The sequence below is a fragment of the Phycisphaerae bacterium genome (assembly GCA_024102815.1).
Classification (GTDB): Bacteria; Planctomycetota; Phycisphaerae; order UBA1845; family UBA1845; genus JAGFJJ01.
Genome location: JAGFJJ010000011.1, coordinates 137,035 through 153,602 on the forward strand (window position 1 = coordinate 137,035; position 16,568 = coordinate 153,602).

Annotated in this window: 12 protein-coding genes; 4 read left to right on the forward strand and 8 right to left on the reverse strand. The window is 63.1% G+C overall.

The window, feature by feature from the left end; translation table 11 throughout:
- Positions 1-26: 26 nt before the first annotated feature.
- Positions 27-1,160, reverse strand: a complete 1,134-nt coding sequence (locus tag J5J06_03970) for a VWA domain-containing protein (GenBank protein ID MCO6436226.1) — start codon at positions 1,158-1,160, stop codon at positions 27-29.
- A 78-nt stretch (positions 1,161-1,238) separates the two neighbouring features.
- Entirely contained in the window at positions 1,239-3,005 is a 1,767-nt protein-coding gene (locus J5J06_03975; GenBank protein ID MCO6436227.1) for a TolC family protein, read from the reverse strand.
- A 314-nt stretch (positions 3,006-3,319) separates the two neighbouring features.
- Between J5J06_03975 and J5J06_03980 the strand changes: the two genes are divergently transcribed.
- Positions 3,320-4,204, forward strand: coding sequence for a hypothetical protein (locus J5J06_03980; protein MCO6436228.1), 885 nt, complete (start codon positions 3,320-3,322; stop codon positions 4,202-4,204).
- Here the strand turns inward: J5J06_03980 and J5J06_03985 are convergent.
- Positions 4,176-4,691 carry a hypothetical protein gene (locus J5J06_03985; GenBank protein ID MCO6436229.1) on the reverse strand — a complete coding sequence of 172 codons (516 nt, stop codon included), beginning with the start codon at positions 4,689-4,691 and terminating at the stop codon, positions 4,176-4,178. The genes J5J06_03980 and J5J06_03985 overlap by 29 nt on opposite strands.
- Positions 4,692-4,994: 303 nt before the next feature.
- Here J5J06_03985 and J5J06_03990 point away from each other — a divergent pair, with 303 nt between their 5' ends.
- From J5J06_03990 to J5J06_04000, 3 genes are all read left to right on the forward strand, one after another.
- Positions 4,995-6,674: an FHA domain-containing protein gene (locus J5J06_03990; protein ID MCO6436230.1), complete on the forward strand. Its 1,680-nt coding sequence runs from the start codon at positions 4,995-4,997 to the stop codon at positions 6,672-6,674.
- 87 nt (positions 6,675-6,761) lie between these two features.
- On the forward strand, positions 6,762-7,058 hold the full coding sequence (locus J5J06_03995) for an MTH1187 family thiamine-binding protein (protein MCO6436231.1): 297 nt from the start codon (positions 6,762-6,764) through the stop codon (positions 7,056-7,058).
- A gap of 30 nt (positions 7,059-7,088) precedes the next feature.
- Positions 7,089-7,418 (forward strand): hypothetical protein, encoded by a 330-nt coding sequence (locus J5J06_04000; GenBank protein MCO6436232.1) that lies wholly within the window; start codon positions 7,089-7,091, stop codon positions 7,416-7,418.
- A gap of 24 nt (positions 7,419-7,442) precedes the next feature.
- Here the strand turns inward: J5J06_04000 and J5J06_04005 are convergent, their stop codons facing one another.
- The 5 genes from J5J06_04005 to J5J06_04025 all read right to left on the reverse strand — a co-directional run.
- Complete coding sequence (locus tag J5J06_04005) at positions 7,443-8,039, reverse strand: nitroreductase family protein (GenBank protein ID MCO6436233.1); 597 nt, start codon at positions 8,037-8,039, stop codon at positions 7,443-7,445.
- A gap of 180 nt (positions 8,040-8,219) precedes the next feature.
- Positions 8,220-10,220 carry an HD domain-containing protein gene (locus J5J06_04010; protein ID MCO6436234.1) on the reverse strand — a complete coding sequence of 667 codons (2,001 nt, stop codon included), beginning with the start codon at positions 10,218-10,220 and terminating at the stop codon, positions 8,220-8,222.
- A 179-nt stretch (positions 10,221-10,399) separates the two neighbouring features.
- Positions 10,400-10,990: a hypothetical protein gene (locus tag J5J06_04015; protein ID MCO6436235.1), complete on the reverse strand. Its 591-nt coding sequence runs from the start codon at positions 10,988-10,990 to the stop codon at positions 10,400-10,402.
- Between the two features lie 66 nt (positions 10,991-11,056).
- Positions 11,057-15,703, reverse strand: coding sequence for a hypothetical protein (locus J5J06_04020; GenBank protein MCO6436236.1), 4,647 nt, complete (start codon positions 15,701-15,703; stop codon positions 11,057-11,059).
- Positions 15,704-15,923: 220 nt separating this feature from the next.
- Positions 15,924-16,568 (reverse strand): hypothetical protein (locus J5J06_04025; protein MCO6436237.1); only part of this gene is annotated, 645 nt, incomplete at its 5' end.

A 16,568-nucleotide genomic window follows, 5' to 3' on the forward strand; every position in this document is an offset into this window, starting at 1 on the left:
CGAATCCGGAACGGGCCGGGCTCGACTCAAACCAGGAAGGCCTTGCGCTTCCGCCCGCTGAGATAGGATTCCATCACGCAGTTGGCCAGGTCGCCGCTCGTGCAATAGAACGCCACACCCTGGGTGAGCTTGGCCAGATGATCCACGAACGACACCCAGTCCATGTAGGCGTAGTCGTCAATCAGGGCGAATACGGAGAAGCGAACGCCCTGCCGGGAGAGCATGACCGATTCCGACAGCGTAGTCATCGCCGTGCGCTCGGACGGTGGATAAATGAGGTGCACCGTGTCGCTTTCCAGATGCGCCGTGGGCTCGCCATCGGTAATGATGAACACCTGCTTGTTCTGTCCGCCCCGCCGGGCCAGGACGCGCCGGGCCATGTTCAATCCCATTTGCAGGTTGGTGAAGTGCTGCGGGGCGCGGGCGATCTCCGCCAGGGGCACCCGTATGTTGACCACGGGATCGAACAGCGAAACGTGTTTCGGCGAGGACAGCGCGAGCTTCTGCTCCGGAATGATCTCGGCGCCGCTGTAGAAGCCGATCACGTCCACGGTATCAAGCGGAAAGCGCTGGCGGATCAGCGCGTACATGGCCATGGCGCAACGCTTGGCCTGGGCAAAACGATTCCAGCGGCGCATGGACCCGGACATGTCCAGGAGAATCACCGTGCTGCACGTGGCCTGCGATTCGCTCTGGTGTACCTCGAAGTCGTCTTCAGTAAGGCGGAGTGGCAAGCCGGGACCGTGTCGCATAACCGCGTTGCGCAACGTCGATGAAAGGTCGATGTCGCTGACGGGGTCGCCGAAGCGGTAGGCCCGCGTGCCTTCCATGCGCTCCCCGCCGGTGCCGCTTCGCGGCGTCTCGTGTCCCTCGTGCGAATCGGCCTTCAGATTGCCGAATACCTCCATCAGCGCCTTGCGCTGCAGGCTTCCGATTGCCCGCGGCGTCAACCGGAACTGGACACCGACCTTCTCGAGCAGGCCTTCCTCGATCCATTGTTCGATGATCTTCTGCTGCTCGGGATCGTCCTCGATATCCTTCAGCGCGCGGAGGGCATCCTCGCCGTACTCGATGAGGTACTCCATGAAATTCTCGAAATAGGCGAGGTGATCCTGGGTCGGGAATTCCGAGCCGTCCCACTGCTGGTAAAGAAAACGCATCGATCGAAGGCTCCCCGGCAACGTGAATCGGCGCCCGATTCCGAGCGAAAACGGGCGCGATTCCACGAACAGGGGATCTTAGTCGCCGTCGTTGGATATGACGACGTGATAGTATTCCAGGAGCGTTCCCTTGGCCCGCTCGACTTCGATCATGGCGAGGTTGTAGTCGATCATCGCGTTGAGCATGGCCCGACGGGCGTCGGCGAGATTGATGCGCGCGGCCAGCTCGCTGTTGAGCGTATTGAGGTCCTTCCGCTCCGCCCGGGCGACGATCGATTCGACCTCGCGTTCGGTGGCCTCGGAGGCATTGAAAGTCGGCGGGATCTGCTCATACGCCGTCTGCATCTCCCGGATGGCCGTATTCACGCCGAGAATGACACGCTCGAAAAGATACTTGAGCTGCGACGCCGCCTGGGAATGAGACAGCTTGGCGCTCGTGGTTCCGGCCCGCCGCGCCCGGTTGCCGATGGGCATGGAGAACTGCACGCCGACGAAATATTCCATGTAGTCCCACATGGTGAGTTGATCAAAGGAATTGTCGGCGCTGCCGCCGAGACCGTCGATGGTCCACCGGAAGGTCAGGTCAAGCGCGGGCAGTTCTTCGTTCCGTGCCACGCCCACCTGGATGCCGGCGATGTCCAGCCGCAGCTTCTGCTGGAGGACCTCCGGGTTGTGCTCGAGTGCGGCCTGAACTGACGCGATGCGATCCATGTCCACCAGCGTCAGGTCGGGCAGGCCCACCGGGATGATCTCGAAATCGTCGATCAGGTTCAGCGTGGGATCGTTCAGCGCTGCAACGAGTTCATCCTGCGCGTTACGCAGATTCGTCTTGCGGCGAACGAATTCAAATCGGCTGGCCTCGAGTCGCGACTCCGTGGCGTTGAGTTGCACCGGCATGATGTCGAAGTCCTTGCGGGCTTCGAGATACTGGTAAATGGCCTCAAACTCGGCCAGTTTGCGGGCGGTGATGACCACGTCGCGGCGGGCGAACATGAGTCGCCAATAGAGCCGCTCGACGTCCGCCAGTGTGTCCCGCACCTGGATGCGGAAGTCCAGATCGGAGATGCCTTTCTCCTTCTTGCGGATGCGCAGCTCCGCAAGGTTGCGGTCCAGCCCGAACCCGCGGAGCAGGGGCTGCCGGAGCTCCACCATGAAATCGCTGAAGTACTCCGGGTTGATCTGTTGAAATGCGAGGGACGTGAAGGTCCGCTCCAGGCCGTACTGAGCCGTCACCTGCGTGCCGATGGGCAGCAGCTTGGTGACGCCGACACTCGAATTGAACTGATCCAGATCGTTGGCCAGAAGCTGCGAACCCGTAGGTCGGTCCACCTTGTTCTTGGTGACGGAACCGGCAAGGGTGGCGTCGAACGCGGCCGCCGCAGCCACGACCGAAGACGTCGCAATCGCCGGTCCATACGAGGCCGAGTCGATCTGGTAATTGTTGATCAGCGCCCGGTGCAAGGCATCTTCAAGTGTCATGTAGATGCTGTTGGACCGGCTGATCTGCTGGACGAGCGGCGCGATCCGACCGGCCGCCTGCACTGCGGTGTCGTCCCGGCGCTGGCGGCCGTCCTCCAGCCAGCGCTGGGTCATCGTCTCCACATCCGTGGGATCGGGGACATGCCACTCGAGCCGGTCCAGGGACATGTTGAGCGCCGCAACGGCGCGGGCCTGGGCGGCGGACACATCGACCTGCTCACCCGACTCCTGTCGGATGACCCCGGACGGCGTCGAACGCTCCGCCGGCGGTGCAGATGCGTCGGACTCGGTTTGGCCTCGGGCAGGCGAGAGGAACGTGCCGGCGGAAGCGGCGAACACAGTGAGCGCGAGAATGCGTTGCATCATGCGAACACGCTTTGGCGCGGCAGGGAAGCGCGAAAGTCCGAGTAAACGAGCAGGATGTTCCGACGCCGACCGCCGTCACGTACCGCGCTTCCGCGACGCAAGGCCAAGCATCGAGGAGATCGTACCGCCCGCTGGTCGAGCCCGCAAACGACAAGGGCTCCGCATTCGCGCCCCCGCTGCAACTTTTGACAGGCCGAAACGAAGTCCGTCCGGGGGTGACCGATACGCAACGGAAGATAGGCTGGCGGTCGCGCTTGGCGGGGACATCCTGGTCCGAGTCGATATAATGGCACCGCACGAAACGAGCGGAGTCGATGCCCCAGGAGCCATTGCCATCCTCAGGCGCCCCTCGGCGCTGGCCGAAGTTCTTCCGCCAACCGCTGGACGACGTCCTCGCGACGCTCGAACCGGTCGTGACCACGCGCGGTTTTGCTTCGGGAATGCTGCCCCTGCTGGCGATCATGATCGCAGCATGGTTCATCTACGTGCCGATCCATGAGATGCTGCACGTGTTCGGATGCGTCGCGGCCGGAGGCACCGTCAGCGAGCTCGAAATCAAACCGCAGTACGGCGGAACGATCCTCGCACAGTACTTTGATTTCGTCACGCCCGGCGGAAGCTACGGAGGCAGGCTTTCCGGATTCGACACACACGGCTCGGACCTGACCTATCTTTCAACTGTGTTCATGCCGTTCGTCCTGTCGATCGTACCTGGCGTGGCGTTGTTGTGGCTGTGCACGCGGCGCGCCCGGCCTTTTCTGGCCGGACCGGCGCTCCTGCTGGCCTTGGCGCCGTTCTATAACCTGCCGGGCGACTATCACGAGATGGGGTCGATTCTGGTCACGCGCACGTTGAGCCTGTTGGCGGGCGGGGTCGATCCACCAATGTTCGAGAAACTGCGATCGGATGACGTATTTGCTCTTCTGGGGACGTACGTCTCCCACCCGGCTGAGCTGAACTTGCATGGACCGGTGAAGATCATCATGGGAGGGGGCGTTATCTTGGCGTCCGTACTGACCGCTGCCCTGCTCGCGTTTGCGACGTACTGGTGTGGCACGGCGGTCGCGCGAGCGATCGTCGGTGCGCCTCGCCCGCCGACTCGTATCACTCCACCACCGCGTCGGGTTCGCCGTCGGCGACCGGCATCACACCGCGACGCACCGTCCCCGTTCAGCGGTGCCGCATCACCGCGCGAATGAGCACGGCCAGACGTTCGCAGACGAAATCGCGGAAGACCCGGGCATTCAATGTGCGCAAGCGAAGCATGGGCCCGCTAACGAGCTCACCACGCACGTCGGGGAAGTGACGCGTTTCGTGGAAGGCCACGGCTTCGGTCGTGACCGTGCCCAGAAGCTGGATGCGAAACTCCCCCAGGGCGAAATCGAAGCGGATTTCGCGCCCCCCTTCGAGGAAATTCGACGCGTCCATTTCCATGGAGATGCCGTCATCGCGATACTTCTCCATGAGCTCCACGAACACGCCAACGAGCTCGCGGACCATGAGTTCGCGCAGTTCCTCAATGCGATCGCGTTCCTTGGGCGTCTGCTCCGCCTCTCGACGCTTTCGTTCCTTCATCGTCAGGATGAGCTTGTCCAGGTCGGTTTCCAGGGAGCGCGGAGGCGGCGGAGGCACCCTGGTGCTTTCCACCAGCCGCTGGTATTCCGATGGTTTACCCGCACTGCCCACCGCAGATGCTCCATGATCCGCCGACAGTTCCGCCTCAGAGCGATTCCGGATACCTGTTCATTCATCGACGACTGCCGGGCCGGATATGCATGATCCGGAAATCCGCCCATGCCACCCTGTGGTGTCGAAGTCCGATAGGACGCCTGCAGAGACGAATTTGATTGACACCCAGGTTTTCCCCGAAATAGGATACAATTGGCGGCCGTGGAAAGTCCGTCGATAAGAAAACGGCACCGCGGGGGCTCGACCCGATTGGGTCGCGCCCTTCTTCGAGCGCATTTCCCCTCTGTCGAGGCGCGATCCTTGCCAACGCTGTATGTGCTTCAGGGGCCCGATAAAGGCCGGACCTACCTCACCGAAGATGGATCCGCGCTCATCGGCCGGTCGTCGGAGCAGATCTCGCTGACCGATCACACCGCCTCGCGCCGACATGCCGAGATTCACCGTGCCAACGGGTCATGGGTCCTGACCGATCTGCAAAGCGCTAACGGAACTTACCTCAACGGGCAGCGCATCGTCGCCCCTTCCCCGCTGAAGCACGGCGACCAGATCAAGATCGGCAGCACGCTGCTGGTCTTCTCGGGCGGACTGGAATCCGGCGGGGCCACCACGGCCGGCAGCCTCTTCCGCGATCTCGTGGAGATCGACGAAGACAATTCCCCCGCCGGGTCTTCCATCGTGGCCGCGATCGACTCCTCCGAAGAGAGCATCATTCTCCAGCCGCCCGAGACCGCCGATGCCGTCTCCGCGTGGAATATCATCTATCGCGTCGCCGAGCTGATCGGCACGACTGACTCCGCCACCCGCTTCCTGGAGGGCGTCGCCGAGATCGTCTTCCGCCACCTTCCCGTGGATCACCTGGTCATTCTGATGGCCGACGAGCCCGGCGCAGCGCTGCAACCGGCGCTGGTCCGCTTTCGGGGGATGGATCGGGGGCGGCGATCCAAAATCGTGACGTCGCAGACCATCGTCCAGCACGTGCTGCGCACCCGCGACGGCGTGCTGTGCGCCAACGCCCTGACTGACAGCCGCTTCAGTTCCAACCCGCAGGACAGCCTCCATCGCCTGGGTCTGCGGAGCATCATCTGTGTTCCCATCGTGTCATCCGACCACGTCCACGGCGTGTTCCACCTCGATTGCTCCATGGCCCGGCACACGTTCACGCAGGAGCAACTCCGGCTCGCCGTCGCCATCGGACGGCTCACCGGCATGGCGCTGGAAAACGCTCGCCTCATGGAAACGCGCGTACGCACCGAACGCCTCGCGGCCACGGGAGAGACCGTCGCCTATCTTTCGCACCACATCCGCAACATTCTCCAGGGCATGCAGGGGGGCGCAGACGTCATCGAGCTGGCGCTGCAGCGAAACAACCTCGCAACGGCCGTGAATGGCTGGGCGATGATGAAGCGGAATCTCGATCGCATCCTCCACCTGACCCTCAACATGCTCACCTTCAGCAAGCAGCGCAAGCCGCGGATCGAGCTGGCCCAGCTCAACGCCATCGTTGCGGACGTATTGAGTCTTTCCGCTTCCCGCGCCGCGGAAAAATCCGTGGAGCTGGTTTCCAGGACAAGCGACATTCCGGCGGCGCCGCTCGATCCGGAAGGCATGCACCAGGTGATTCACAACATCGTGCTCAATGCCGTCGACGTGGCTCCTTCAGAAGGAGGGCGCGTGGAGGTCGCCACGCAGTTCGACCCGGATACCGAAACCGTTTCCGTGTCCATTTCCGACAACGGTCCGGGCATTTCACCGGAAGAGCGCGCCCATATCTTCCGCGCGTTTCACTCCTCCAAAGGCCATGCCGGAACCGGACTGGGGCTCGCCGCCGCGATGAAGATCGTCGCGGAGATGGGCGGCCGGATCGATGTCGAGAGCGAACTCGGCACCGGGGCGACCTTCCACGTGCGCATTCCCACGAAACGCGCCGAAGAAGACGGCGACAGCGATCAGACCCACGGCCCCGCCGCCACCCCGCGATAACTCCTCTCTGGCACACATGGTAGCCCCCATATGAAGCGCGGTGTACAATCCACGCAGTGCTTCATTGAAACTGAAAGGAGTCAGGCCATGCATGTACTCGCGGACATCTCCATTGTTCCCCTCGGGGTCGGCGTGTCCGTCTCCAAATATGTCGCCGCCTGCGAGAGGGTCTTCGCCGAAGCGGGACTGAGTCCCCGGCTCCATGCCTTCGGCACCAACCTCGAAGGCGAGTGGGATGTGGTGTTTGCCGCCATCCGCCGCGCTCACGAGGTCTTGCACGAAATGGGCGCGCCGCGCATCTCGGCCAATCTTCGCTTCGGCACGCGAACCGACAAGCCACAATCACTTTCCGATAAGGTCAGCAGTGTTCAGGCAAAGATATAGGTGCGACGCATCAAGTCTGGAGGAAACAGCATGATCGCACGAGCAGGACTGACGTTGGGTTTGGCCGTGGGGTTGGTGCTCGGCGCGTGGGGGTGCAAAGCGTCCGGCGCGGCGAATCAGACGCCCGTGGCCGGCTCCGACATGAAGGCCCCGCGTGGCGCCGAGGGTCCCCTTTCCGGCTTTCAAAGTCTCCGAAGAGGCATGACGCCGGACGATGTGCTCTTGGAGCTGGGCTCGCCGCTCTCCACCAAGATCGAAATGACCTACACGTACTGGTACTATTCGAACCGGGGAGACAGCGGGCCGCACGTCGTTTTTGACACGCGCAATATGAAGGTGATCCGCTGGCAGGAGATCTGAGCCCGCCCAGCAACGGCCCATGAATCAGAAATCGAACTTGCCTTCGCGCACGAATTTCTTGATCGGATTGCGCCCGGTAGGCTGCTCCCGCTCGCGGAGATTTTCGGGCAGGTCCGCCGGGTCACCGGGTCGCCCGATCGCTACCATCGCCTCGACCTTGAAATCGTCAGGAACATTGAGTTCTTTCTTGGCACGGTCGTAGTCGAACCCCGCCATGCCGTGCACGACCAGTCCCATCGCCGTTCCCTGGAGAGCGAGGTTTTCGAACGCCGCCCCCGTGTCGAAGGTATGCACCGGGTTGGGATGGCCATTCCGCATGAACACCTTGTGGGAGAGCACGACGAGAAGCACGGCAGCCTTCTCGCACCATACCTGGTTGGCTTCCATGAGCAATCCGAAGAACGTCCCGAAGTGCTCCGTGTCCCGCTTGGCATAAAGAAAGCGCCACTCCTGCTCGTTGTAGGTCGACGGCGCCCAGCGTGCCGCCTCGAACAATGTCATCAAATCGTGGTCATCGATCGGTTCCCCGGTCATCGCCCGCGGCGACCATCGATGCCAGAGAATCTTCTCGATGGGATAGTCCGTCTTTCGGAACTCTCGGGGATCAGGAAGCTTGGACATGTCTCGTTTCCTTTTGCGTCGTCGGGCTACGTTCCCGGAATCCAGTGATTGTCGGCATCGAAAGCGGCGAAGGGAGTATAACCGCGGCACGCAAATCGCCAAGCCATGACCCGCCGTTGGAGACCGCTGGTTTCGATTCCATGTCAGCGCGGACGCGCTCTTGGACGTTGCGAAAGGAGATCAGGTTGCGGAGAGCATCTGCTTGGCCGACAGGTAGCGCTTGGCGGCCTTGATGCCTTCTCGATTGGCGGGGAAGCGGTGGCCGGTAATATCCGTCAGGGCCTGGGTGGCCACGCGTGCCTCGGGATGATCCGTCTCCAGCGTGGACGCGACCAGCGGGAGGCCGCGCTCGTCTCCGAGTCGCCCCAATGCCCCCGCGGCGCGGAGTGCGATCCGCCGATTGGTCCCGCGAAGGAGCTCCGCAAGTGACTCGATGCCTTGGAACAGCTTCGCGGATCCCACCGCCGCAATCGCCCGTTCCAGGACCGTCTCGTCGGAATCCTTGAGCATGGCCACGAGCGCATCGCGGGTCATGCGCGTGCGCATGCCGGCCAGGACATCGACGGCTTTCAACCGCACCGAGACCTCCCCGGACATGGCCAGTGTAATCACCGTCCGCTGCGCCTCGTGTCCGCAATCTTTCATGGCCGCGATGACCGAAAGCGTCTCCAGCGCGTTCTCGCAGCGGTTTCCGGACTTGCCTTCCGCGTCGGAACGGGTGTCGTCAAAACAAGGGGTAGTAACCTTCCCGCCACTGGGTTGTGCGGCGACCTCGGGCGTGCCCAGCGGTCGAACCTCGACCTGCTCGCCGGCGCGACTCTCGGCGATCCGATCCAGGAAGCGCAGCCCGACGCGAAACACGTTGGCGTTCTTCCGCCGGCACCAGGCGACCATGGATCGGACCCAGGACAGTTTGCCGTCGGTGGCCACGCGGACATTCACAATTTCGCCGCGGTACATCGGATGGGCCGAGTAGATGCATACGCCGCCACGCGAAACGTCGTGTACCGGGGCGCCGAAGGTCGGTACGCCGTCGGCGGTGGGCATCAGTCGCCCCACATAGGCTGCCTGGAGAATCGTTCGTCCGTTGCACTCGAAGCGGCGCGGCCGGGACCCCACGAAGCCTGCCACATTGGGTACCGGCTGATGCTCGTGGCGCGTGGAGAGTTCCTCTTCCGTACGCGTCGCCGCCGCGGGCGACTTGTCCATCCCGGAGAGGTGACGCCTGCAGGAAGAAACCCACAAGTTGAGCAGTTCGGCGTCGAACTGCCGCCCTGCCTGCGTGGAAAGAACGCGGTTGGCGTCTTCCGGCTCGAGTGAGGCACGATAGGACCTTCGGCCGATGAGCGCGTGAAACGAATCGACAATGGTCAGAATCTTGCTGCCCGTAAGCAGTTCGCCGCCGCCCAGGCCAATCGGGTATCCACGACCGTCGACGCGCTCGTGGTGTTGGAGGATGAATTGCCGCGCGAGCAGCGAAACCGTGGGATCCTCGCCGATCAGGCGGACCGACTCGATGGGGTGCTGGTGGATCATGGCCAGCTCGTCGCGCGTCAGTGTCCCGTTCTTGTTCAGCACGTTCTTCGGAATGGAGAGCTTGCCCAGATCGTGCAGAAGCCCCGCCATTGCGAGGCTGCGCAACGACTGCTCGTTGGAGCCGTAGAGCTCCGCGCCGAGAATGACCGCAAGCGTGGATACGATGAACATGTGACTGGCGGTGGAACGCTCGTGACCGGCCATGCGCAGCATGTATCCGGAAATCCCGGGATCGTGCAGAAGTCCGGCAAGAATCGTGTCCACCGTCCGTCCCGCCCGTGCGACCATGGGAGCATCCACAGGTCCGCCGATCAGGCTCTTGGCCACGGACGTACCGGCACTCTCCATGATCTCCGCCTTTTCGGCGGGGCCGATATCGGGATTGTTCAGCAATTCCGTGAGGCGACTCTCTACCGCTTGTTCGCACGTCTGGAGATCTTCAGCGCGGACGAAGAGATTCAGGACCCCGTGCTCGCGCATGCGGGCGATGTCCGGCTCGGACAGCCCCGCGCCGGCGCGACGATAGAGAATGGGAGTGTCCCCTTCCGTCCGCGGAAGGAAGACCTCGAGGTCGGCGTGTCTCTCTCCCGTCAGCGCACGAATCGCTGACGTCGGAATGCGGGCAAAACCGGGATCACTGGACATCCGGCAGTCTCCTCGGACACCCCGGCGCGGAAGCGGCACCGATACCGCTCCGGCCCGTCGGTGTTCCGGCGTCCTCAATCCCAGTATGCAATACATTCAGTGAAAATGACGGTTTTGCTCAACCCCACACGATCGGACGGAGAGCCACCCCAAGAGAGAGACCTGCAGGGAGGCTGTGATTACCGGTCGTAGTCGGGAACGCGGAGACGCTTGGTTTCCGATCGCGCCTTGCGGCCGTACTCGTCTTCGAACGCCGTGAGAAGCTCGATCTCCGAGCCGGCGATGGCCTTGTGCGCCCATACCAGGCGGAGGTGATACCCTTCCCCCAGGTACTTCGATTTGACCTTGGTGAACTGGTCGGTGGGATAGTGCCAGTCGCTTCCCAACGTCCGTGTAATCGTCCCGTCGGGCTGACGCTCCAGGACATACAGTTCGACGTGGAACATGCCGGCTCGCCACTCGCCCCTTCCCTCCTGTGGGTCGGAGGTCGTCGAAAGATAAACGTAGTACTGGATGCCCTCCGGATCGCGATCCCCGAACTTGTCGGCATCGACCCACGGGTTGGTCCGATAGAGACAGATCACCCGGCGGATTTGCTCCGGCGCCGACCTCGGCACCACGCCGCGCTCCGTCACTTGCGGAGCAACGTCCGGCCCTCCCGCGGAACGACAGCTGGCGCAAAGCGCCGCGAGCGCCAGGCCGGCGACAGACAACCGCGCCGCCAGCGCACCCCGATTCCCAAGAAATACGTGCATTCGCGAAGGACTCATGCTTGTTCGAGCAGCAGGCGCGCAAGGCATGCCCGGGCAACCTGCTGACGCTCCGTTTGCGCGTGCTTAAGGTGTTGCTTCATCCACGGCGACGTCGGCCTTGCGCACCAGTCGCGGACCGTACGTCTCCTCGGCCGATGCGGTGGTCGTTGTGGGTTTGGTCAGCGTCGGGCCGTACGTCTTCGGCTCCGGACCGTACTTCTGCGTGGGCTGGGAGGGCTTCACCTCCGGCTCGTCCATCGGGCCCGGCACAGCACGTTCGGGCGAAGCGGGTGACTGAAGCCGGCGCGACTTGCCACCCATCGCGTTCTCGTCCGGAACGATCCGCAGTCCCTCCAGCAGCGGACTCTGCGCCACCGCCGGCGGAAGCGTGTACAGGTCCAACTCCTGATTCGACATTCGCTTTGCATCGTGCGCGGACTTCAGGATCTCCGCCGTCAGTACGATCATCAGCTCGGTCTTGTCGTTGCCCGCGCGCGTAAAGCGGAACAGCGGCCCGATCAGCGGCAGATCGCCAAGGATCGGGACCTTGTTCTCGCTGTCCGATGTGCGGCGCTGAATCAACCCGCCGACCAGCACCGTCTCGCCGTCGCGGATGGTCACGTTCGTGCTCACCTCGCGGGTGGAGAAGATCGGCGAGGTCACACCCTCGGTAAGCTGGATGTTGTCCCCGATGTTGGAGATTTCCTGCTTGAGCTCGACGGTCACGTAGCCTTCGGGACTGATCCGCGGCGTGGCCGTAAGAACGATACCCACATCCTCCCGTCCGATGACCGAGTTCGTCGAACCCGTATCGTTGAGCTGCGAAGACTCCACCACTGGCACCTGGTCCGCAATCGTGATATTGCCTTCCTCGCCGTTTCGTACCACCAGCGTCGGACGCGAGAGCACTTCCAACGAAGTCTGCTGCTGGAGCGTGTGGAACAGGAAGCTGAAGTCCTCGCCCGTCAGCGTAAACGAGAGGCCGCCAAGTCCGACGCCGGCCGCGCCGACCTCCGTGCCCAGGACCCAGTCGAAGTCGCCGCCCTTGATGACCCCGTTCGGTCCGACGACGGCACCCTCCGTAAAGCGCAGGTCCTGACCCGCGAGCTCCATACCGAGTTCAACGTCGTCGGTGATGGTTATCTCGGCGATGAGCATGGAGATGCGCACTTGCGGTTCGGGACGATCCAACTGGGCGATCATCTCCATGGTCTGCTGATAGGCCTGGCGGCTCGTGCCCACGATCAGATGGCTGCTGCCCTTGTCCTGCTCGCCGCCGAGCGACTCCACGGACACCTGCCGCTGCGCCTTGACGCGCTGCGATTCTTCGCTGTCGATCTGGTTGTAGACCTCCTGCTCCTGCTGAACGAAGCTCTGGATGGCCGCCGCGATGTCCTGCGCGTTGCGGTAATTGGTGGGTACGACGTTCACCATGCGGTTCTCGACCGATTGGGCGTCGAGGAAATACACCAGCGACTCCACCATGCGCAGATCCACTTCCGCACCCGCCGCGATGAGCGTGTTGGTGCGCGGATCGGCCGAGAAGCGAAGACGCTGACCCACGTTGGCCATGTCCAGGTCGGCGAAATCCCCACCGAGCACCAGTTGGCTCTGGACTTGACCCTCGGCCCCCGTGCCGCCGCCGTCCCCTTCGCTGAAAATCTCCTTGAGCTTGTCGATCATCGATTCCGCATCGCTGTTCACCAACGGAAACAGGCGGATTTCGGAACGGATGGGACGGATGCGATCGAAGTCCTCGATCATGGCCTGGAGCATGCCCATGCTGTCCGCCGGAGCCATGACCATCAGCGAATTGGTTCGCGGGTCGGGCTTGACCTTGATGTCCTGCTTGAGCAGCTTGCGGGTCTGTACGGTGCCGTCGGGGAGCACCTGATCAAAGTTGATGATCACCGCCCGCTCGTTGTCCTCCCCGCTTGATTGGCCCACGAATGTGTCTTCCAGCAGTGTCGCGAACTCCTCGGCGAGGGCGTGACGAAGCTGGATGACCTTGACCATCATCTCCACGGCCGGGCCACTCTTGTCCAGCCGGTTGATGATGTCGCCGATGTTGGTCATCTCCGATGGCGCCGCCCAGACGATCAGCGAGTTGGTCCGCTCGTCGGCCTGGACCGCCATGGCGTCCGCCCGCCCGCTGCTTCCTTCCGCCTGCGACTGGAACAGCGCTTCGAGCTTGTCCGCCACTGCCGCCGCCTTGGCCATCTTGAGCGGGAAAATCTCGAACTGCTTGGCGATGCTGGACGGCCGATCGAGAACCGTAATCAGTTCCGAAACGATGCTCTGGTCGTCGCGCGAGGCGCTGCAAACCAAGCTGTTCGAGGATTCGTCGGCGAAGACCACCACGGCCGTGCGCGTGGTCTGCTGGCCCTCGCCTCGGGCATCGAAGAGCTCCTGAATCCTCGGAGCGAGCTTCGCCGACGCGGCAAATTCCAGCGGATACACCTGGATCACCGCCGCGTTGGGACCGCCGGGAACGTCGAGCCGCTTAAGCACCTGGGCGACCCGGTCGATCATGTCGCGCGAGCCGGCCACCACGAGCGCATTGCTGCGCACATCCGGAAGAATGGTCGGCGCTTTGAGCGTCTCCGATCCCGAGACGACGCCTTCGAAGAGCTTGTCCAGCAGGTCGGACAGCAGCGTCGCGTCCGCGTGCGCCAGCTTGAACAGCTCCGTGTCGTCCGCGAGCGGCTGCGCCTCGAGCACCTCCACCAGTTGGGCGATCTCCTGAAAATCCTCGACGCTCGACGCCACGATCAGCGTGTTGCTCCGCTCGTCAACGGCGACGACGGGGATGTCCTCCAGCAGTTCGCTCTCGCGGCGAAGATCGGCTTTGCGCTTCCAGAGATCCTCGATCTTCTTCTTCAAGTCGATCGCCGACAGTCGTGCACAGCCGATCAGTCGGATGTCCGGGAACGTCGCGGCCGGCGGCGTGTCCAGTTGATCCAGAATCGTGCGGATCTCCGCCATGTTCTCTTCGGACGCGGAGACGAGCAGCGAGTTGCTTCGCAGATCGACCGTGAGGTAGACCCGCTCCCGCTCGATCGCCGACGGCCCTGCGTTCGTCTTCTCGATCGACTCCATCCGCTTATCGAAGAGGTCGGTCAGCATCTGCTGAATGCGCGTCGCATCGCTGTGCTGAAGGGTGAGCAGGCGCAGCGGGAACTTCAGCGCCTGCGTCGGTCGATCCAGCTCGCTCACGACCCGCTCGGCAAGACGAAGCTGCTCCAACCGCCCCGAGACGATGAGCGTGTTGGTCCGCTGGTCCGCCGCCAGGCCCACGGCATAGACGAGGGCCTTGCCGTCATCATCACCGGGCACCGCATCCTGACCGCTACCGTCCGGGTCGGCCGGGAGGTCCTTGCCCTTGTCGAACATACTCTGCAATGTCTCGCGAACGGTGTCCGCATCGGCGAAGCGCAGCGGGAAAAGCCTCACGGCCAATTCCGATCCCAGCGGAACCCCATCGAGCAGGCGGATGAGTTCGCCCATCGGCTCGATATTCTCTTCAACCGTGGCGACGATCAGGCTGTTGGTGCCGTCATCGGCGATGATTCGCATGGGCTTCTGGAGGTCGATGGGTGGAAGATCGACGCGCGTGCCGTCCGGACTCGCGCGGCTGATCTGCATGCGGAACATGAATTCCTCGACGGCCTCACGCTGCGCGGAACTGCGGCTCTCATCGATCTTGAGAAGATCCTGGATGACCTTGGCCAGGTCGGCCGACTTGGAGTGCAACAGGGGATAGACCGTCAGCTTGACGTTGCCCCATTTGGCGCTGGGTTCCACGTCGATGTTGTCGATCAGCGACTGGAGCTTGTCGCGCTCGCGCTCGCGGGCGGTAATCGTGATCGTATTGTTGGCGTTGTTGGGGATGATCTGAATCTTGCTCTTGTCCGGCGTCTGGCCCTGCGACTTCTGAATCTGCTCGAGGACTTTCTGCAACTCCTTGGCCACGTCCGACGCCCGCCGGTTCTTCACTTCGAAGGTCATCAGCTCGATCTTGCCCAGCGGATCGGGAACGGCATCGACCTCTTCGATGATCGCCACAACATCGTCGATCTGCTCTTCGGGGGCACTGACCAGCAGAATGGTCGAGGTCAGCGCGGTGAGTGTGACCTGGTCTTCCTCGCGCTGGTTGGGGGTGAGATACACGTCTCGAAGAGCATCCTGAACCGTTCGAGCGACCTCCTTGGCGTCGCGCTCGTTGAGCGTGAGCACGCGAACGACTTTCGTGGGCAGATCGCGGTCGAGGGCCTTCAGCAGCAGCTCGATGGTCCGGACGGCTTCCTCCGGCCCCTTCAGCACCAGCTGCCCACCGACATACTCGACCTGCACGTTCGCCCCGATCAGCTTATTGAGCGTTTCCGGGTTGAGGTTCTTGACGATCTCGTCCACCCGGCTGGGACGCCGCTGGGCGCGGAGCTCGACCTGCCGGCGAACTTCCGGCGGGAGATCATCCAGCTCGCTAGCCGGCTGGGCGTTCTCGGGCGCCGCTTCCTGCTCCGCCGCCGGCTGCTCCTGTTGGGCGGGTTCCTGCGGCGACCTCGCCTGCTCGCCGCTTTGCGCCCGGGCCGGCTCCGAAGCGAATAGCAGGACAGCCGTTAGCAGTGCTGCCAATGCTGAAATCGCCCATGCGTGCCCACGATCCCGCTGGTTCGTTCCGGTGTTCGGCTGCATAACATCCGCCTCACTGCAAGCGAACGTGTCCTCCATGACCGTTCCGCGTCCCCTGTGCTTCTTTCCCGTGATTGGTCGTCCGGGCCGACATCGCCGACCGCGCCTGTCTACCTTCTTCGACCTTCCGACCCGCGTTTCATGATACCCGCTTCAGGCAGGTTGAGAATGCAGGGATTTTTCATGATCCCTGCTCCTGTGAATTCCTCCCGGCGATGCTGGAACAGGAGCACTTCCCCTTGTCTTCTATTGATACCGCCTAGCGTCCGCGCGGACGCGATGTCGGGCGCGACGGACGCGAGCGCGAGCGGCTGCCGCTCCGCTCGTTACCCGGCGACGGGTTCGTCAGCTTGTCGATCAGCGCCTCGACTTCGTCCTGCGAGAGGTTCTCCGTGCGGATCACCGTGGTGACCAGAGAGCCCTGCGGTGCCAGCTTTTCCACTTCCCGCGCGAGCTCCTCGGCCGGATCAAACAACTGCGGTGACCCGCCGATAATCAGCGAGCTCGAACGCGGATCGGTGGAAACCGTGATGCTCGGCACTTCCTGCTGGTTCGAACCGGTCGGGGCCTGGCGCATGGCGCTCTCGTTGATGTTCTGCTCCACGGTGTCGGCAAGCTGGTCCAGATCCAGCCCCGGGGCGAGCTGTACGACGCGGAACTGCTTGACCTCGGCCACGCGCTGCGTGTCCAGCCCGGCGACAACGTCTTCGATCACCGCCATGTCCGTCGGACCGGCGCGCACAATGAGCGCATTCAGCGCCGCGTTGGCGGTGATCACCGGCGGCGCCTGGCCCTTGCTCCGCGACGCCCCACCGCCCCGGCCCTTCTCGCCGAACATGTCCTGAAGCACCGGCAGAACCTGGTTCACCTTGGCGTGTTCGAGCACAACGATCTTGGGACGGCT

Coding starts and splice junctions, on each gene's coding strand:
- J5J06_03995 (MCO6436231.1), top strand. CDS start 6,762: ATGCATGTACTCGCGGACATCTCCATTGTTCCCCTCGGGGTCGGCGTG.
- J5J06_04005 (MCO6436233.1), bottom strand. CDS start 8,039: ATGTCCAAGCTTCCTGATCCCCGAGAGTTCCGAAAGACGGACTATCCC.
- J5J06_03975 (MCO6436227.1), bottom strand. CDS start 3,005: ATGATGCAACGCATTCTCGCGCTCACTGTGTTCGCCGCTTCCGCCGGC.
- J5J06_04015 (MCO6436235.1), bottom strand. CDS start 10,990: ATGAGTCCTTCGCGAATGCACGTATTTCTTGGGAATCGGGGTGCGCTG.
- J5J06_04020 (MCO6436236.1), bottom strand. CDS start 15,703: ATGGAGGACACGTTCGCTTGCAGTGAGGCGGATGTTATGCAGCCGAAC.
- J5J06_04010 (MCO6436234.1), bottom strand. CDS start 10,220: ATGTCCAGTGATCCCGGTTTTGCCCGCATTCCGACGTCAGCGATTCGT.
- J5J06_03980 (MCO6436228.1), top strand. CDS start 3,320: ATGCCCCAGGAGCCATTGCCATCCTCAGGCGCCCCTCGGCGCTGGCCG.
- J5J06_03970 (MCO6436226.1), bottom strand. CDS start 1,160: ATGCGTTTTCTTTACCAGCAGTGGGACGGCTCGGAATTCCCGACCCAG.
- J5J06_04000 (MCO6436232.1), top strand. CDS start 7,089: ATGATCGCACGAGCAGGACTGACGTTGGGTTTGGCCGTGGGGTTGGTG.